The organism is Methylomicrobium album BG8 (assembly GCF_000214275.2).
Lineage (GTDB): Bacteria > Pseudomonadota > Gammaproteobacteria > Methylococcales > Methylomonadaceae > Methylomicrobium > Methylomicrobium agile.
The window spans coordinates 2874890-2892853 of sequence record NZ_CM001475.1; the positions used below are offsets into that span (position 1 = coordinate 2874890).

21 protein-coding genes are annotated in these 17964 nt (G+C 58.9%); 16 read left to right on the forward strand and 5 right to left on the reverse strand.

The features are described from left to right. Nucleotides 1–276: 276 nt before the first annotated feature. Nucleotides 277–882, reverse strand: a complete 606-nt coding sequence (gene wrbA / locus METAL_RS12275) for an NAD(P)H:quinone oxidoreductase (RefSeq protein WP_005372789.1) — start codon at nucleotides 880–882, stop codon at nucleotides 277–279. Between the two features lie 551 nt (nucleotides 883–1433). Further along, on the reverse strand, nucleotides 1434–2072 hold the full coding sequence (locus METAL_RS12280) for a DUF4126 domain-containing protein (RefSeq protein WP_005372790.1): 639 nt from the start codon (nucleotides 2070–2072) through the stop codon (nucleotides 1434–1436). A 209-nt stretch (nucleotides 2073–2281) separates the two neighbouring features. Between METAL_RS12280 and hslV the strand changes: the two genes are divergently transcribed. From hslV to METAL_RS12315, 8 genes are all read left to right on the forward strand, one after another. Continuing rightward, a complete protein-coding gene (hslV, locus tag METAL_RS12285; protein WP_005372792.1) occupies nucleotides 2282–2830 on the forward strand; it encodes an ATP-dependent protease subunit HslV in 549 nt (182 codons plus the stop codon). Nucleotides 2831–2834: 4 nt separating this feature from the next. Next, nucleotides 2835–4160 carry an ATP-dependent protease ATPase subunit HslU gene (hslU, locus tag METAL_RS12290; protein WP_005372795.1) on the forward strand — a complete coding sequence of 442 codons (1326 nt, stop codon included), beginning with the start codon at nucleotides 2835–2837 and terminating at the stop codon, nucleotides 4158–4160. A gap of 76 nt (nucleotides 4161–4236) precedes the next feature. Beyond that, complete coding sequence (locus METAL_RS12295) at nucleotides 4237–4629, forward strand: gamma-butyrobetaine hydroxylase family protein (protein ID WP_005372797.1); 393 nt, start codon at nucleotides 4237–4239, stop codon at nucleotides 4627–4629. Between the two features lie 4 nt (nucleotides 4630–4633). Next, the gene (gene ubiE, locus METAL_RS12300; protein ID WP_005372800.1) at nucleotides 4634–5383 is read left to right on the forward strand and encodes a bifunctional demethylmenaquinone methyltransferase/2-methoxy-6-polyprenyl-1,4-benzoquinol methylase UbiE; all 750 of its coding nucleotides are present in this window, start codon (nucleotides 4634–4636) and stop codon (nucleotides 5381–5383) included. 1 nt (nucleotide 5384) lies between these two features. Next, complete coding sequence (locus tag METAL_RS12305; protein WP_005372801.1) at nucleotides 5385–6020, forward strand: ubiquinone biosynthesis accessory factor UbiJ; 636 nt, start codon at nucleotides 5385–5387, stop codon at nucleotides 6018–6020. A 33-nt stretch (nucleotides 6021–6053) separates the two neighbouring features. Then, entirely contained in the window at nucleotides 6054–7604 is a 1551-nt protein-coding gene (gene ubiB / locus METAL_RS12310) for a ubiquinone biosynthesis regulatory protein kinase UbiB (protein WP_005372803.1), read from the forward strand. 3 nt (nucleotides 7605–7607) lie between these two features. Continuing rightward, a complete protein-coding gene (locus METAL_RS20930) occupies nucleotides 7608–7781 on the forward strand; it encodes a hypothetical protein (protein WP_005372805.1) in 174 nt (57 codons plus the stop codon). A gap of 260 nt (nucleotides 7782–8041) precedes the next feature. Beyond that, complete coding sequence (locus tag METAL_RS12315) at nucleotides 8042–8431, forward strand: glycine zipper family protein (protein ID WP_031431938.1); 390 nt, start codon at nucleotides 8042–8044, stop codon at nucleotides 8429–8431. 37 nt (nucleotides 8432–8468) lie between these two features. Here the strand turns inward: METAL_RS12315 and METAL_RS12320 are convergent, their stop codons facing one another. The 3 genes from METAL_RS12320 to METAL_RS12330 all read right to left on the reverse strand — a co-directional run bounded on the left by METAL_RS12320 (nucleotide 8469) and on the right by METAL_RS12330 (nucleotide 11289). Continuing rightward, on the reverse strand, nucleotides 8469–10016 hold the full coding sequence (locus METAL_RS12320; protein WP_005372809.1) for a cation:proton antiporter domain-containing protein: 1548 nt from the start codon (nucleotides 10014–10016) through the stop codon (nucleotides 8469–8471). A gap of 173 nt (nucleotides 10017–10189) precedes the next feature. Next, nucleotides 10190–10783, reverse strand: coding sequence for a DedA family protein (locus tag METAL_RS12325; protein WP_005372811.1), 594 nt, complete (start codon nucleotides 10781–10783; stop codon nucleotides 10190–10192). A gap of 164 nt (nucleotides 10784–10947) precedes the next feature. Then, nucleotides 10948–11289, reverse strand: coding sequence for a zinc ribbon domain-containing protein YjdM (locus tag METAL_RS12330; protein WP_005372814.1), 342 nt, complete (start codon nucleotides 11287–11289; stop codon nucleotides 10948–10950). A gap of 546 nt (nucleotides 11290–11835) precedes the next feature. Between METAL_RS12330 and atpD the strand changes: the two genes are divergently transcribed. The 8 genes from atpD to METAL_RS12370 are packed head-to-tail and all read left to right on the forward strand — an operon-like array spanning nucleotide 11836 to nucleotide 17882. Further along, entirely contained in the window at nucleotides 11836–13209 is a 1374-nt protein-coding gene (gene atpD, locus METAL_RS12335; protein ID WP_005372816.1) for a F0F1 ATP synthase subunit beta, read from the forward strand. Further along, complete coding sequence (locus METAL_RS12340) at nucleotides 13206–13616, forward strand: F0F1 ATP synthase subunit delta/epsilon (RefSeq protein ID WP_005372818.1); 411 nt, start codon at nucleotides 13206–13208, stop codon at nucleotides 13614–13616. The genes atpD and METAL_RS12340 overlap by 4 nt, the downstream gene beginning before the upstream one ends. 2 nt (nucleotides 13617–13618) lie before the next feature. Next, a complete protein-coding gene (locus tag METAL_RS12345) occupies nucleotides 13619–13894 on the forward strand; it encodes an AtpZ/AtpI family protein (RefSeq protein ID WP_005372820.1) in 276 nt (91 codons plus the stop codon). Then, the gene (locus METAL_RS12350; RefSeq protein ID WP_005372822.1) at nucleotides 13891–14598 is read left to right on the forward strand and encodes a F0F1 ATP synthase subunit A; all 708 of its coding nucleotides are present in this window, start codon (nucleotides 13891–13893) and stop codon (nucleotides 14596–14598) included. The genes METAL_RS12345 and METAL_RS12350 overlap by 4 nt, the downstream gene beginning before the upstream one ends. Then, nucleotides 14591–14857 carry a F0F1 ATP synthase subunit C gene (locus tag METAL_RS12355; protein WP_005372824.1) on the forward strand — a complete coding sequence of 89 codons (267 nt, stop codon included), beginning with the start codon at nucleotides 14591–14593 and terminating at the stop codon, nucleotides 14855–14857. Before METAL_RS12350 ends, METAL_RS12355 begins: the two co-directional genes overlap by 8 nt. A 20-nt stretch (nucleotides 14858–14877) precedes the next feature. Next, nucleotides 14878–15639: a F0F1 ATP synthase subunit delta gene (locus METAL_RS12360; protein WP_005372827.1), complete on the forward strand. Its 762-nt coding sequence runs from the start codon at nucleotides 14878–14880 to the stop codon at nucleotides 15637–15639. Continuing rightward, complete coding sequence (locus tag METAL_RS12365) at nucleotides 15629–17095, forward strand: F0F1 ATP synthase subunit alpha (RefSeq protein WP_005372828.1); 1467 nt, start codon at nucleotides 15629–15631, stop codon at nucleotides 17093–17095. The genes METAL_RS12360 and METAL_RS12365 overlap by 11 nt, the downstream gene beginning before the upstream one ends. Then, on the forward strand, nucleotides 17079–17882 hold the full coding sequence (locus METAL_RS12370) for a F0F1 ATP synthase subunit gamma (protein ID WP_005372830.1): 804 nt from the start codon (nucleotides 17079–17081) through the stop codon (nucleotides 17880–17882). Before METAL_RS12365 ends, METAL_RS12370 begins: the two co-directional genes overlap by 17 nt. Nucleotides 17883–17964 lie beyond the last annotated feature (82 nt).

The following is a 17964-nucleotide window of genomic DNA, read 5'->3' on the forward strand; positions in this document are numbered from 1 at the left end:
CAAATAACTTCCCGGCTCAAGGCCTGCCAGGTTTTAAAAACCTGGCAGGTCTACCCCCATACCGGGAAGTTAATATCGGCCAAATCCTTAGCGGCCGAAGGCCGAACCCGGCGAACGCCCGAGCACGACAAAGCCGGGCCATTCGTTTACACGGCCAAAGCGGGAAGACGCCGGTCCGTTACGGAAAACGCCTCATTTTTCCAGCTCTGCCTTACATTGAAAACCGCTCCGGTCCGCAACCGCCCCACTTCAAAAACGGGCATTTCCGGAACCCGTTCAAGCGGACAATTTTTTGGCGATTTTCGCCACATGCTTACCCTGGAACCGGGCGATGCCCAATTCGTTATCCGACGGCTGCCGGCGATTATCTCCGCCGGCCAGCGTCGCCGCGCCGTAAGGCGAACCCCCGGTAATCTCTTCCATGTTCAGAATGCCCTGGCAGGAATAAGGCACGCCGACGATGACCATCCCGTGGTGCAGCAGGGTCGTATGAAACGAGGTGACGGTGGTTTCCTGGCCGCCGTGCTGGGTTGCGGTGGAGGTAAAGACGCTGCCGACCTTCCCGATCAAAGCGCCGCTCAGCCAATGTTTGCCCGTCTGGTCCAAAAAATTGCGCATCTGCGCGCACATGTTCCCGAAACGGGTGGGAGTTCCGAAAATGATCGCGTCGTAATCGGGCAATTCCTCGATCGTCGCAATCGGCGCTTCTTGATCCAGCTTGGCACCGGCCTTGCGGGCCGCCTCTTCCGGTACCAGTTCGGGTACCCGCTTGACGGCGACTTCAACCCCTTCGACGGATCGGGCCCCTTCGGCAACCGCCTTCGCCAGCGTTTCCACATGGCCATACATGCTGTAATACAAAACGAGAATACGGGTCGTCATAGTTACCTCCTTACGGTAAAGTTCGCAACTCTTTCATGACGCGGATTTGGCCGCAACACCTTCGACCACGCCGCCGATGAAAACTTTCCATCATCACCGGATTCGGTTACCTATGGAGCTTTTTTCTCACTTCGGGTCAATATTCGGCAGTAATGTCGACCAGCAAAATGCGCTGCTCGTCCAGAGACGCTGTCCTTCCTTTTCGGGAAAGCCGGCGAAGTGAGTGACATTGGTTGTGCGGGGTCCATTAAATCTCATTTTCATGATTCTTCGTCAATTGGCGCTAACATAAAAATTATAGCGCCATCGTTTATCGCCTTTAATGACGCCCCAAGGTTAAGCAAGATGCGCGCCAATCGATAGAATCATCCGAAAGGGATTGGAAGCAACCGCAAGAGTTCGTCTTCTCATTACGGCATATGTGCCGGAATCGACGAAAACTCATGTGCGCAATTTTCATATTCTTTAAGTACGAATCGAGAAGAAACGGCAAAATCATTGATATTGCAGAAACGCACCAACATCGATCTCCTCGCACTATAGCGGAGCAATTAAGGCGAATTCGAACCGGATCGCTGCTCCGGCCCCGAGCCGAAAAACCGCGCAATCGCCCGGAAAACCTTCTTGATGCCGTTCCAAAGCTTCGGCAACAGCCAGACCATCAGCGCAATAAACAGCACAAGCGCGACCAGAAACACCAACGGATGCCGAAGCGCCGCCCAGACGCCGGCCACCACCGCCATGTCCTCGCCGACCGAGGCGGCCCAGTTGCTGAACGGCTCCGGCGACGTATTGATCAACACCCGGCTGCCGGCCTTGGTCATATGGGAACCGGCCGCCATGCCGCCGCCGACGATCGCGGCGGCCAGCTCGACCGCCGGGTTCAGCTCGCCGACCGCGCCAGCAGCCAGCATCGCGCCGGCCGGTATCCGGATGAAGGTATGGATCGCATCCCAGCCGGTATCCACACCCGGCGTCTTGTCGGCAAAAAATTCGACGCAATACATCAGGCCCGCCGCCAGCATCACGGCCGGGTTCGCGACGACCTGCAAATCCGGCGGCAACGCGATGTTGCCGCTGTTGGCGAGAAAGCCGAGCGCCAGCAGCGTCGCATAGAGATTGATACCGCTGGCCCACGCCAGACCCATCGTCATCGCCAAAGTCGCGGTTATCTGGTTCAGTGAATCCATAGAAGTCAGCCGATTGTGGATTGAATAATGTCGCATGGTAGCACAACGGGAGGGACGCCGACCTTAACCGAACCTTCATGTCCAGCCCATCCATTGCCGTCCGGCTCCCGTTTCTAAAGGGGGCTGCTGGTGCATTTTTTCGCACGTCCGGGCGTCAGACCATGTAAAATGCTGCCGTTAACGCACCGTTTTAACTTTGGACTTTAAACGTGAATTTGAGAGGAACCACCATATTATCCGTGCGCCGCGGCAATAAAGTCGTGATCGGCGGAGACGGCCAGGTCACCCTGGGCAATACGGTCATGAAAGGCAATGCCCGCAAGGTCCGCCGCCTGTACCATGACAAGGTGATCGCCGGCTTTGCCGGTTCGACCGCGGACGCCTTTACCCTGTTCGAACATTTCGAAGGCAAACTCGAAAAACACCGCGGCCATCTGATGCGCGCGGCGGTCGAGATGGCGAAGGACTGGCGCACCGATCGCACCCTGCGCCGCATGGAGGCGATGCTGACGATCGCCGACGCCAAAACCTCGCTGATCATCTCCGGCAACGGCGACGTGATCGAGCCGGAAAACGACCTGATGGCCATCGGCTCGGGTGGTGCTTTCGCCCAGGCGGCCGCGCGCGCGCTGCTCGAAAATACCGATCTGAGCGCCCGCGAGATCGTCGAGAGAGCCTTGGCGATCGCCGCCGATATCTGCATTTACACGAATCATAACTTGCGCATCGAAGAATTGGACGCAGAACCGAGCGAGTAAAGTAATGACCCAGATGACCCCTAAAGAAATCGTTCACGAACTGGACAAGCACATCGTCGGCCAGGCCAGCGCGAAGCGCTCGGTCGCGATCGCGCTCCGCAACCGCTGGCGCCGGCAGCAGGTGGATCCTGCGCTGCGCGACGAAATCACCCCGAAAAACATCCTGATGATCGGCCCGACCGGCGTCGGCAAAACCGAAATCGCGCGCCGTCTGGCGCGGCTTGCGAACGCGCCGTTCATCAAGATCGAAGCGACCAAATTTACCGAAGTCGGCTATGTCGGCCGCGACGTCGAATCGATCATCCGCGATCTGGCCGATACCGCGATCAAAATGATGCGCCAGTCCGAGATGGAAAAAGTGCAGATCAAAGCTTACGACGCCGCCGAAGACCGGATTCTCGACATCCTGCTGCCCGAGGCGGATGCCGGCATGCTGTCCGATACGCGCGAGTCGACCCGCCAGAAAATGCGCAAAAAACTGCGCGAAGGCGATCTCGACGACAAGGAGATCGAAATCGACGTGCAGATGGCGCCGATGGGCGTCGAAATCATGGCGCCGCCCGGCATGGAAGAAATGACCAATCAGTTGCAGGGCTTGTTCCAGAACATGGGCACCGGCCGCACCCGCAGCCGCAAGATGAAGATCAAAAAAGCCTTCAAAGTGCTGCAGGAAGAAGAAGCCGCGCGCCTGGTCAACGACGAGGAGATCAAACTGAAGGCGGTCGAAGCGGTCGAGCAGAACGGCATCGTGTTTCTGGACGAAATCGACAAGATCTGCAAACGCTCGGATGTCGGCGGCAGCGGCGGCGAAGTCTCGCGCGAAGGCGTGCAGCGCGACCTGTTGCCGATCGTCGAAGGCAGCACGGTCAGCACCAAGTACGGCGCGATCAAGACCGACCACATCCTGTTCATTGCCTCGGGCGCGTTCCATCTGACCAAGCCGTCCGACCTGATTCCGGAATTGCAGGGCCGCTTCCCGATCCGGGTCGAACTCGATGCCTTGTCCGCGGACGATTTCTTCCGGATTCTGACCGAACCGGATGCCTCGCTGACCGAGCAATACGCGGCGCTCCTGGCGACCGAGGGTGTCAATCTGGCCTTCGCGACCGACGGCATCCGCCGGATTGCCGAACTGGGCTGGGAAGTCAACGAGAAAACCGAAAACATCGGCGCCCGGCGTCTGCATACGATCCTGGAACGCCTGCTCGAAGAGATTTCGTTCAGCGCCCCGGACATGCCCGAAAAAGACGTCGTGATCGATGCGGCTTATGTCGACCGGCACCTGGGCGAATTCGTCCACGACGAGGACTTGAGCCGGTATATATTGTAGGTAAAAGGCGCAAGGGTAAAAGCCAAAAGAGTTCAGCCTTTCGCCTTTCGCCTTTCGCCTTGCACCCGATTTTTATATGCGACTCTCTACCCAACCCTGCAACGCTTTGCCGACCGAAATCAAACTGCACCAGGTTTCCCGAATCCTGGAAATCCGTTTCGACGACGGCCGGATTTTCAGGCTGCCGTGCGAATATCTGCGCGTCTACACACCGTCGGCGGAAGCCCTGGGCCATGCGCCGGGACAGGAAATCCTGCAGGTCGGCAAGGAATCGGTTACGATCCGGGAGATTCGGCCAGTCGGCAATTACGGCATCTGCCCGGTATTCAGCGACGGCCACAATAGCGGCATTTATACCTGGGATCTGCTTTACCAACTCGGCGCCGAATACGACAGCTTATGGACCGACTATCTCGAACGGCTGAAGACCGCCGGCTACGACCGCCAGGAACCTCAACCCTTACAGTAAAAACATGACTCATCACAAAACGACCCATTTCGGCTTCAAGCAAGTCGCTACCGAAGACAAGGTCAAACTGGTGCGCGGCGTTTTCGATTCGGTCGCCGAAAAATACGACATCATGAACGACCTGATGTCGCTCGGCATTCACCGGATCTGGAAACGGATCGCGGTGCAGCTTTGCAACGTGCGCAGTGGCGAAAAAGTGCTCGACCTCGCGGGCGGCACCGGCGACTTGACCACGCTGCTCGAAAAGCGCGCCGGCAAGGACGGCCTGTGCGTACTGGCCGACATCAATTCGGAAATGCTGCGCACCGGGCGCAACCGGCTGATCGACCGGGGGCTGACCGGCAACATCGAATACGCCCAGGTAAACGCCGAATGCCTCCCGTTCGAAGACAATACCTTCGACTGCGTGATCATCGGCTTCGGCCTGCGCAACGTGACCGACAAGGACGCCGCCCTGCGCTCGATGCACCAGGTATTGAAACCGGGCGGGCGCGGCTTGGTGCTGGAGTTTTCGCATCCGACCGACCCGGTCACCGAGAAAGTCTACGATTTCTATTCGTTCAGCCTGCTGCCCAAAATCGGCAAGTTCGTCGCGAAGGACGAGGACAGCTACCGCTATCTGGCCGAATCGATCCGCATGCACCCGAAGCAGGCCGAATTGAAAACGATGATGGAAAACGCCGGCTTCGAACGCTGCGAATTTTTCAACATGACGCAAGGCATCGTCGCGGTGCATCGCGGCTACAAGATCTGAGATGGCGTTCAAACCGTTTTTGACCGTTGCGCTCGAAAGCGCGCTGAACCGTTACATTCATCTCGACCCGGACGTCGGCGAACTGCTCGCGCCCCTGGCCGGCAAAGTCATCGCGCTGACGGTCGAACCGTTCGGCGAAACGGTCTATCTTTGCCCGACCGAAAGCGCGGTCCAGGTGCTCGACGCCTATCCCGAATTGCCCGATAGCCGGATCAGCGGTTCGCTGTCGGCCTTGAGCATGATGGGCATCAGCGCCAAACCGATGCGCTCGGTGTTTTCAGGCGAAGTCAAAATCGAAGGCGACATCGCGACCGGCCACCTTTTCCAGGTTCTGTTCGACAGACTGAACATCGATCTTGAAGAACAACTGTCCCGTTTCACCGGCGATATCATCGCGCATCAAATCGGCAACTTCTTTCGTACCGGCATGCGCTGGACGCGCGAGTCGATCCGGACTTTCGAACTGGACCTTGGCGAATTTCTGCAGGAAGAAACGCGCGATCTGCCCGCCGGCCCCGAGGCGGAGATTTTTTACCGCCAGGTCGACGCACTGCGCGCCGATTTCGACCGCCTGAACAGCCGGATCGAACGCCTGGAAAGCGCCTTGAACTGCAAACCGCCGGAGCCGATCGAATAAGCCCCGCCCTTATCTTCACGCGACTCATTCAACGTGATCAATCCTAGAACCTTACTCCGCTTGATCCATATCAATTGGGTGCTGGTATTCCACGGCCTCGACGAAATCGTGCTGAAAACGCACCTGTTCCGTCCGATCCGGTTTCTGGCCGCGCTCTCGCCTTATTACTGGCTGCGGCGGCGCAACGAATCGCGCGGCGTGCGCATCCGCAAAACGCTCGAAGACCTGGGTCCGATCTACGTCAAATTCGGCCAGGCGCTGTCCACGCGCAAGGATCTCCTGCCGGAAGACATCGCCGACGAACTGGTCAAACTGCAGGACCGCGTGCCGCCGTTCCCGAACGAAGTCGCCCGCCGGATCATCGAACAGGAACTGGGCATGCCGATCGGCGAGGCATTCGCCGAATTCGACCCGAGTCCTTTGGCTTCGGCCTCGGTCGCGCAGGTGCACACCGCGAAGCTGCACAGTGGCGAAGCCGTCGTGGTCAAGGTGCTCCGGCCCGACATCGAAGACCGGATCCATTCCGATATCGCCCTGCTCTACGAACTGGCCCGTTTCGCCGAACGTTTCTGGTCGGACGCGCGGCGCCTGCGCCCGCTGGAAGTGGTCGCCGAATTCGAAAAGACCACGCTCGACGAACTCGACCTGATCCGCGAGGCCGCAAACGCGGCCAAACTGCGGCGCAATTTCGAAAACTCCGAGATCATCTACGTGCCCGAAGTCCACTGGCCGCTGTCCCGGCAAAAGGTGATGGTGATGGAACGGATCCAGGGCATTCCGGTCGGCGAGATCGAACAGCTGAAGGCCGGCGGCGCCGACTTCAAGCTGCTCGCCGAACGCGGCGTCGAAATCTTCTTCACGCAGGTGTTCCGGGACAATTTCTTCCACGCGGACATGCATCCCGGCAATATCTTCGTCAACCTGCCCGCCAAATACATCGCGGTCGACTTCGGCATCGTCGGTTCCTTGTCGCTGTCCGACCAGCACTACCTAGCCGAAAATTTCCTGGCCTTCTTCAATCGCGACTACCGCAAGGTCGCCAAGATGCACGTCGAATCGGGCTGGGTGCCGAGCACGACAAGAATCGAGGAATTCGAATCGGCGATCCGGGGCGTCTGCGAGCCGATCTTCGAAAAACCGCTGCGCGACATTTCGTTCGGCCAGCTGCTGCTGCGCCTGTTCCAGACCGCCCGCCGCTTCGACATGCACGTGCAGCCGCAGCTGGTTCTGTTGCAGAAAACCCTGCTGAATATCGAGGGCCTGGGCCGACAGCTTTATCCCGAACTGGACCTGTGGCAAACCGCCAAGCCGTTCCTCGAAAAGTGGTTCCGGGAGCGGATGGGGCCGAAAGCCAAGCTGAACCAGTTCATGTCCCACTTTCCGGAGCTCGCCGAACAGCTTCCGGAAGTACCGTCGCTGCTTTACAAGGCGCTCGACAATGCGGCCTACGCGAAACAGACCAGCGAGGCGCAAATCCGTGAAATCGCCGAGCTGCGCAAGCAGATCGAAGCGAACCATCAAACCACGCTGTGGACGATCCTAGTCGGCGCGGCCCTGATCGGCGCGGCGATTTTTTTCAGGTAAAAGATGATCCAGCACCGCTTCGGCGCGGCCGTGCAACCGACCTACCGCGACTTCCGCCGCTTCGATCCGCTCGACCGGCTGCTGTCCGTCACCGAAACCCCATACCGGCAGCTCGACGCCCTGCGTACCCTGTTCGAAAAACCGGGACGCACGGACATCCACGTCTGCCCGGCTTGACGGCTTCCGAATGTACGCAATGCGTACCTTCCGGCTCAACATGCTTCCGCCATGGGGGGCCTAAGCAGCCTATCGACAAACCCCCTTCAATACCGCCGTCACAGGGCTTGAAAGCGGCTATTTAATGCCGCATTCTGCGGAAAATTTGGAACGCTGAGAAAAATTTGTCCTGTAAAACGGCACGTTGTTAACTTTTAGTTAATTCTAAAATTATAAAATTCTATTGCATGATTTAAAAAATATGCTTTTTGGAGAAAAACTTGAAAAGAAATAATTTACCGACAATTTTGGTGCTTTCCGTATTGGCCACTGGATGTGCCTCTGTGAGTGGCTGGCATCCGATTGTGGATCCTCGCATGGACCCGCATCCGGAAACCGTGCAGCGCGACATGGGTGAGTGTAAGGAGCTGGCAAAACAAGCGTCGGATATCACCAAAGAAGTTGGCATGGGCGCCGGCGTGGGTGCCGTTACGGGTGCCGCGGGCGGCGCAGCGGTTGGCGCGATAGCGGGCAGTGCGGCCACAGGAGCTGCGGGCGGTGCTCTGTTAGCGATTCCCGCCGGATTGTGGAAAGGTTATGAAGCCAACGAGGATTTTAAACGGGCATTCAAAACCTGTATGCGTCAGCGCGGCCATAAACTGGTCAACTAAAACCCAATAGATTGGGTTATCGGCTTTAAAGCCAGGGTTATGCCCGAGGCCCGGCCGGATTCTGCATGAGCTGCAAAGCCAGCTGATTACCGGCTTCGACCAGCGGATGAATCATGAAATCCGTACCGAGCAGTTCCAGTTGCTGCTGCTCTTCCGGAAAATACCAGATCGTACCGATCAGCCCCCGATATCCTCTTTTTCTGAGCTGACGTACCGCCGAACAGCGTGCATCGAATTCGGGCAGCGTCAGAATGACCCCTTTTACCCGGTCCAGCGGCAGTCCGGACCACAGCTCGGGATCTTCCGCATCCCCGTAAATCACCCGTCGCCCCTCGGCCAGCAGGCTTTCCAGCACGGTCGGGTCGGCGTCCAGGCCGACGGCCCGTTTTTCCATGCGATACAGCGTTTGATAAGCGGACAGGCCGGTGCGGCCCATCCCCACGACCAGCCATTCCGCCACGCCGATGGATTCGGGCAAACGGTCCGGATGCCAGGCGCTTTTTTCGAAACGGACCAGGAACGGTTCGAACCTCGAAAACAGCTCATGCGAGTAGCGGTTCAGCGGCGCAGCGATGGCCAGCGATCCGGCGACTGCCAGGGCGACGGTGGAATTCCATGCCGGCGACAGCAGATCCGCCTTGACCATCGCCCCGGTAGTGATCAGGGCGAATTCGCTGTAGGTCATCAAGGCCAGCGACGAGATAAAGGCGGTGCGGGCGCGCATGCCGGCCAGTAAGAACAAAGCGAAGAACAAAATGCCTTGCAACGGCAGCAGTCCCAACAGGCCGAGCGCATCGAAAATCTGATCGCGGTTCGGCAATTCGGCCAGGCCGATCTGCAGGAAAAAAGCGACCAGGAAGACTTCCTTGAGGCTCCAGAGTTTATCGGAAAGCTCCTCGATTTGAGGATGCGCCGACAGCATCACGCCCATCAGCAAGGCGCCGATATCGGGAGAAACACCGACATTCTGGGCGGACAAGCCGCCCGCCAGCGCCAAAGAGACGCCCAGCAGCAGTTTGAGCTCGTCGGCTTCGCTGAACGTAAGCAGGCGGTGCGCCAAGGGGCGCAGCATCGGCAGCAGCAGCAACGCGAAGGCCCAATACGACGGCTGCCTGCCGTCGGCGTAAGCCAGCAGGGCGATCGCCACGATGTCCTGCAGGATCAGGATGCTGAGCACGTCCCGCCCGTGCAGGGTGGATAATTCGCCGTTGTCTTCCAGCACCTTGATCGCCAGCACGGTACTGGAAAAAGCCAGGCTCGCGCCCAATACCAGACCACCTGCGGTCTGCTCGCCCTGCAGCAGAAAAACGATGCCGGCAACGCCGGTCACCAAAAACAGGTGCCAGCCGCCGACGCTCAGCACTTCCTGCCGCAGCAGGGAGCGCAATTTAAGCTTCAGGCCGACCGTAAACAGCAATAACTCGATACCGATATCGGCCAGATGCGTCAAGCTGCTCTCCGATTCAATCCCGAACGTATGCAGGATATAGCCGGCGGCCAGATAGCCGACCAGCGGCGGAAAAGACAGACGGCTGGCGAGCAGACCGACGAGATAGGCCGTACCGACCCAAACTAATTCCATCATAAACGATATACCGGGAGTCTCGGATACAGTAGATACAGTAATTGTGTTCGTTAATTATTGGCGCAACAATGGACGGGGCAATTCCCGAGCCTAAGAGACAGAAAAGAGGAAGACGTTTTCCAAAAACCGATCTTCGCCGGAAAAGTCCGGCATTTCGGCAGACACCAGCCTCTTTACTTCGGAATCCGATTCCGCCGCCTCTCCAACAGGCGCTGCTCCAGTTTATGGAAATAAGTCGTAATGGCGAAAAGAAAACCGGCCGCCAGCGGCAAGGCATAATACCAGTGTTCTTTGGCGAAAACGACGAGCCTGAGGATTTCCTCGCCGAAGACATATGCCGGCGTGATCGTGATCGCCGCCCATGCCCAGGCACTCAGCAGGTTGATGAACGCAAAGCGCCTTGCCGAATATTTGGTGATGCCGATCGACATCGGGATGACGGTACGCAGTCCGTACAGGTAACGCTGGATAAAAATGATCGGCCAGCCGTATTTTCTCAGCAGTAAATGCGCGATCGCGAATTTGCGCCGCTGTTTGTGCAGTTTGCGCTGGATCAGCCCCTTGTTGAAGCGGCCGATATAAAAATAAAGCTGATCTCCGGCAAATCCTCCGAGCCCGGCCACGAAGACCGCGAACAAATAGGACATATCGCCGGTATGCGACATGACGCCGGCCATGATCAGGCCGGTTTCGCCTTCCAATATCGACCACAAGAACAGGATGACATAGCCATATTCTTTCAGCCAATCCAAAAATAATTCTTCCATCGAGGCTTGTGCTTCAGCGAGAGACTACTCTTATTAGCCGCGGCTAATCCCGTCCGCAGTCTTTTAAAATTAAAGTGGTGGAGCCGCATGCGGCCCCCAACGAACAGGGAACCGTAAGAGCAGCCGATGACTATAGGCGAATCACGCGCCTAAATCAACCGGAGTCAGCTCTTCTTGACGAATTCGGATTTCAGCTTCATCGCGCCGATGCCGTCGATTTTGCAGTCGATGTCGTGATCGCCCTCGACGAGGCGGATGTTCTTGACCTTGGTCCCGACTTTGACGACCAGGGACGAACCTTTGACTTTGAGGTCCTTGATCACGGTCACGGAATCGCCGTCCTGCAGCACGTTGCCGTGCGCATCCTTGATCACACGGACGTCGCCGACGTCTTCGGACGCGGCGCCGATCGACCATTCATGCGCGCACTCGGGACAAATGAAGACACCGTTGTCTTCGTAGGTGAATTCGGAGCCGCATGCCGGGCATGGGGGAAGATTGTTCATGGCTTATTCCTTATTTGATTGATTCTCTGCCTTGCCTTGCAAAGCGATCGAACACCCATCATGCCAGAGCCGGGCTTTTGTTGTCCAATTTCTAGGTGATCCTGTAAGCGGCCTTCATGGGGCCGAATGCCCCTTGCGTTTAACGACAGACGCGAGGCTCGAAAGCGGCGGCCCGGCCTGCCCCATACCGAATCGAACCGGCCGCCTGCCGCATGTAACGGGTAGGCGTCGAGGCCCGCATGCCCCGCCCCTGTTGAAACCTTCGGACTTCCGCCGGACGTTTTTTTAAACCCGCCCGTACGTTTTAGCAACGCGATGCAGTCGGTTTGAACTGTTCGAGATCACTTGCAAACCGGCCTTTGGGGGACCTCTTCAAACGCCGGACGGGATATTTATCCCGTCCGGCGTTTGGACCGTTGCACCGCAACGCGGATCTTCGGAAAACAAGACACAGCGCGATTGCCCTGCCAACATGCCGCCGTCCCCCTGTTGAAACCTTCGGACTATGTTAGAATCGGCGGGAAATTGATTTCCAAGCGGGAGTACATGTTACCGCCAAGCGAAAAAACAGTCGGCCGTATCGAAGCGGCCCACGGACCGGTGGTCGACGTTTGCTGCGACTATCTGCCGCCGATCGGCCAGGCGCTGGATGTGGTGAACGGCGAAGGCCGCTACGTGCTGGTGGTCTACCAGCACATCAACCCCGAATTGGTCCGCGCGATCGCCCTGCATCCGGTTTCCGGCATTTACCGGGGCATGCCGGTGTACGACCGCGGCGTCCCGCTGCATGTGCCGGTCGACCCAGCCTGCCTCGGGCGCATGCTGAACGTGTTCGGCGAAGCGCTGGACGGCGGCCCGCCCCTGCCGTCGGAAACCTACCGGAATATTCTTTCACCGCCGCCCTTGCTTTCGGAGACATTGCCGGCCAGCCGGATCCTGGAAACCGGCATCAAGGTGATCGACCTCTTATGCCCGTTCGTGCGCGGCGGCAAGACCGGCCTGTTCGGCGGCGCAGGCGTCGGCAAGACCGTCTTGATGATGGAGTTCATGCACGCGGTCAGCAGCGCGATGCAGGGCGTCTCGGTCTATGCCGGGGTCGGCGAACGGATGCGCGAAGGCCACGAGCTTTGGAAGGAAATGGGCGAAGCGGGCGTATTGCCTCGGGCGCTGCTGGTCTTCGGGCAAATGGACGAGTCGCCCGGCGTGCGCTTCCATGTCGGCTATACCGCCCTCGCCTATGCCGAATACCTGCGCGACACCCTGCAAGCGGAAGTCCTGTTCCTGATGGACAACATCTTCCGTTTCGTGCAGGCCGGCAGCGAAATCTCGGGACTGCTGGGCCGCATGCCGGCCACGGTCGGTTATCAGCCGACCCTGTTAACCGAAGTCGCCTCACTCGAAGAAAGGATCGTCTCGACCAAATCGGGCTCGATCACCTCGGTACAGGCGGTGTATGTGCCGGCCGACGACATGACCGATCCTGCCGTCGCGACCATCCTGGGCCACCTGGACAGTATCGTCATTCTGTCACGCCAACAGGCCGCCAAAGGCATCTATCCCGCGGTCGACCCGTTGAGTTCCGCCAGCCGCATGATGGACCGGCGCATTCTCGGCGACCGCCATTATCAGGTCGCCCGCGCGGTGCGAGAACATTTGGCGCGCTATCGCGAACTGGAAGACATCATCGCCATGCTCGGGATCGAGGAATTGTCCAAGGAAGACCGGCAGATCGTCGAGCGCGCCCGGCGCCTGCAGCGCTATCTGACGCAGCCTTTCAACACCGTCGCCGACCATACCGGCATCCCGGGCGTTCATGTGCCGCTCGAACGGACGATCGGCGACTGCGAAGGATTCATCGAGGGAAAATACGACCAGCTGAGCGAAGCCGACTGCTATATGAGAGGAGCAATAACTTCATGAAGACGTTCAGCCTGGCCTTGATCGATACCGCCGGGACGACCCGTTTCGATACGGTGAGCCAGTTTATCGGCGCCGACGCCGAAGGAAGCTTCGGACTTTTGGCGGATCATATCCATACGGTGGCGCTGTTGCGCTACGGATTGGCCCGGTTTGCCGATAACCGCGGCGTCTGGCGTTTTCTGGCGATGCCGGGCGGAGTTTTGCGTTTTGCGGACAATCAGTTGACGATCACCACGGTGCGCTATTTCCTGGGCGACAGCGAAGACGCCATCTGCGACAGCCTGGAAGCCGCCATGCAGCAAACCGACTCCGAAGTGTACACGGCCAAAGCCGCCTTGGCCAAGATCGAACACTCGCTGATCAAACGGCTGGTCGAATTGAGCGGCCAGAGAAGCGTAGGGTTATAACCATGCCGTTTCGCCGCAAACTGCTCGAACAGACACAACGCGACATCAAACGCTTGAAGAACAAAGGGCATAAGCCGACGACCCTGCTCGGCATTTTTCTATACGGTGGAACGTTGGGATTCTTGTTCGTCGTTCCGATCGTGGGAGGCGCCTACCTCGGCCTCTGGCTGGACGAATTGATTGCAGGCTACTCGGAGCACTGGACCCTCAACCTGATCCTGTTGGGCATTGCCGTCGGCGGCTATAATGTGTTCAGATTCTTAAGGGACAAAACATGAACGGCTCGGAACTCGGGGTAGAAATCGTCGCCCAGATCGGCCCCATCGGCATCAGCAATACGGTCGTCACCACCTGGGGCATCATGCTGCTGTTCACCCTGCTGGCGCTGGCGGTGCGCTGGCAGTTGAAAACCGAACCCAATCGCCTGCAGACGGCGGCCGAAACCGTGCTGATCGCGATCGAAGAAGCCCTGAAAGAATTATTGCCGCCCGGTTCGGTGCGCCGGGTGCTGCCGTTCGTCGCCACTTTATGGCTGTTTGTGCTGATCGCCAATCTCATCGGATTGATTCCGGGCCTGCATTCGCCGACCCGCGATTTGTCCGCGACCTCGGCGCTCGCCGTGCTGGTGTTCGTGGCAAGCCACTGGTTCGGCATTCGCGGCCGCGGTTTCAAAAACCACTTCCGGCATTATGCCGAGCCCAGCATCATTTTGCTGCCCTTCCATGTCATCAGCGAAATCAGCCGCACCCTGGCACTGGCAGTCCGCCTGTTCGGCAACATGATGAGCCTGGAAATGGCCGCCCTGCTCGTGCTGCTGATCGCCGGCTTCCTGGTGCCTGTGCCGCTGTTGATGCTGCACGTCGTCGAGGCGGTCGTCCAGGCCTATATTTTCGGCATGCTGGCGCTAATTTACATTGCCGGCGCCCTGGAAGCCGACACCAACGAAACGCTTTCAAATTCTTCAGAGGAAAATCATGAATGATCTGCATTTATTCAGCACCGTCTCGACCGCCGTTGCAGGCATCGCCATCGCGCTCGGGACAATGATGCCCGCGATCGCGATGGGCCGGGCGATCGCCAGCGCGCTGGAAGCCCTGGCACGGCAGCCCGAAGCGGAAAAAACGATCACCCGGACCCTATTCATCGGCCTGGCGATGATCGAATCGTTGGCCATTTACTGCCTCGTCATCGCGCTGATCATTTTATTCCGCAACCCGTTACTCGAATACTTCCTGAAATAACCGGCCGGGACTCCGACACCATGCAACTCGACTGGACAACATTCATCCTCGAAATCCTCAATTTCCTGGTTCTGGTCTGGATTCTCAAGCGTTTTCTTTATCGCCCGGTCCTGGATCTGCTCGCCGCCCGCCAGCAAACGCTCCGTGAAGCCGCCGAGCATGCGCAAAAGCTGTGCGAAGAAGCCGAAACGCTGCGCCTCCAATACGAGTCCCGACTGGCCGACTGGCAACGGGAATGCGAGAACAATCGCCGCCAGTTGAGCGAGGAACTGGCCCTTGCAAGAACCCGGGAAATGGACAACATCAAGAAAGCGCTTGCCGCCGAAGAGGAAAAGCTGCATGCCCGCAATGAGAAACTGCTGGCCTCGCGCGAGTCGGTACTCGCCCGCTCCGCGGTAGACCAGGCGTACGGGCAGGCGGCGGCCATGCTCAACAGGATGGCGTCGCCACAATTGACGCACAACATCGCCGGCATTTTCCTCGAGGACGTCGCCGCGCTGAACGAGGCCGATCGATCCGCACTCCGCAAGGCGGCAGCGTCGCTGTCGGCCGATTCGCTTGCCGCCGTCGTGTCGGCCCATCCTCTCGATCAAGACCTTCAAGCCGCGATCCGCAAAGCCTTGTCGGGTGCGGCAGGTCAGGATTTGAATCTGGATTCCGCCTTCTCCGAGGATCCCTCGTTGATAGCCGGCCTCCGGGCCATCGTCGGCGAGTGTCAGATGCATGCCAATCTTGCAGACGAATTGGCGTTTTTCAAGCGCCAAGCCAATCATGCCAAATAGCCGCGGCGCTTTCGCCCCGTCGAACTACCGGTTCGGTCTCCGGCTCAGCGAAAGGGGTTATGTCGTCGGGATAGGGGACGGAATTGCCCTGATCCGCGGCCTTCCCACGGCGCGGATGGACGAACTGATCAGCTTTGACGACGGCAGCACCGGCCTGGTATTCCAGCTCAGCAAGGATATGCTGGGAGCGATCCTGCTGGCGCAATCGCAAGGCATCAAAGCTGGCATGTCCGTTCAGCATACCGGCCGCAAACTGGAAATTGGGGTCGGAGAAGTCTTGCTGGGCCGTGTCGTCGATCCGTTGGGAAATGCGCTGGACGGTCTGCCCGATCCCGGCTTCCGCGAATTTCATCCTCTGGAAGCCGCCGCGCCGCCGATCATCGAGCGCGATTTCGTGAAAGAGCCGCTCTACACCGGCAGCAAGATCGTCGATGCGCTGATTCCGATCGGCAAAGGCCAGCGCCAGCTGATCATCGGCGACGACGGCACCGGCAAAAGCACGCTCGCGCTCGACGCGGTGATCAACCAGCGCGGCCGCGATGTTCTGTGCGTGATCGTGCTGATCGGCCAGACGCGCGCTTCGGTCGCCGGCACGATCGAAACCCTGCGCCAGACCTGCGCGCTCGACTATACCGTGGTGGTCGTCGCCGAAGCGAACGCCCTGCCCGGCTTCCGCTACCTGGCCCCGTTCGCCGGCTGCGCGATCGCCGAACACTGGATGCGCCTCGGCCGCGATACGCTGGTCGTCTACGACGATCTGACCCGCCATGCGCAATCATACCGCGAACTATCGCTGCTCCTGCAGCGCCCGCCCGGACGCGAAGCCTACCCCGGCGATATTTTCTACCTGCACTCGCGCCTGCTCGAACGCTCGACCGTGCTGGGCCTGCCTGCCGGCGGCGGCAGCATGACCGCGCTGCCGATCATCGAGACCCGGCAAGGGGAACTGTCGGCCTATATTCCGACCAATCTGATCTCGATCACCGACGGCCAGATTTATTTCGACAGCAAACTGTTCGCCTCGGGCATCCTGCCCGCGATCGACATCGGCCGCTCGGTGTCGCGGATCGGCGGCAAGGCGCAGCATCCAGCTATCAAGGCCGCTTCCGCGCGGATTCGGCTCGATTATCTGCAATTTCTGGAACTCGAACTGTTCGCCCGCTTCGGCGCGCGCCTTGAAGCCGGGGTTGAAGAAAAGCTCCGCCAAGGACGGCTGCTGCGCGAAATTCTGAAACAGAACCCGCTCGAACCGCTGTCCGAACAGGCGCATCTGGCCTGGCTGCGGGCGTACGGCGAGGGCTTGCTGAACGTGCTGTCTCCCGAACAGGCCGCCGCCGGGCTGCAGCAGGTCTTCGAGCAATTGCCGGGCTCGGGTCTGAAGCTGGAATCTTCCAAATCGCAGTGGCTGGACAGGTTGAAGCACTGGTTGAGTGAGACGTATGAGCCAGCGGCGTGAGATCGAAACCCGTCTGGCCCTGTATGACGATTTGACCGGCATTCTCGGCGCGATGCGCAGCTTTGCGCTGGCCGAATTGCGCAGGATCGGCAAACGCGAAGAGAACCAGCAACTGCTCGTGCAGAACCTGCGCGACGCGCTGAATGATGTCGCGTTCGCGCTGCCTCCGCCCGAAAAACCGGACTACGATATCTGGCTGCTGTTCGGCTCGGTACGCGGATTCTGCGGCAGTTTCAACGAGGACGTACTGCGGCTTTGGCAGGAACAAACCGGAGAACGGACGCCGGCGATCCTGATCGGCGAACGGCTGCACGATTTGCTTCCGGAAAGCACCAACGACCTGCGCGTATCGGGCGCAAACGGCGGACTCGATGCCGCGGCCACGATCGAAGAAATCTTGCCGGCCATTACCGAGTCAAGGCTAAAACACCCAGGAAGAGCGGGATTGGTCGCCTGTTTTCGCGACGACCGCGGCGCCTTAAGCCAGCGCCTGCTGCCGCTGATCGAAGCGCAACCCGGCATTTCAGGGTTTCCACCGCATGTTTACGCCTCCCCGGAAGAAACCGCCGCGGGTATCGCCGAGCACTACCTGTTCCACCAGATCCTGGCGATTTTATTGCGCTCGATCCGGGTGGAGAATCACATGCGCCTGATGCAGATGGAGAATGCCCTGCACCATCTCGAAGAGGGCAGCGGCGGGCTGATCCGGCAGCGGAACCGATTGCGGCAGGAGGAGATCGTCGAAGAGATCGAATTGATGATCAGCGGCAAATCGATTTTCCTCTGACACCGTCTCACGGCCGGCCCAATGTCGGTCCCAATACCGTTAAGGATTGGACCGATCATCACTTCCCCCTCTCGTTTCCCTA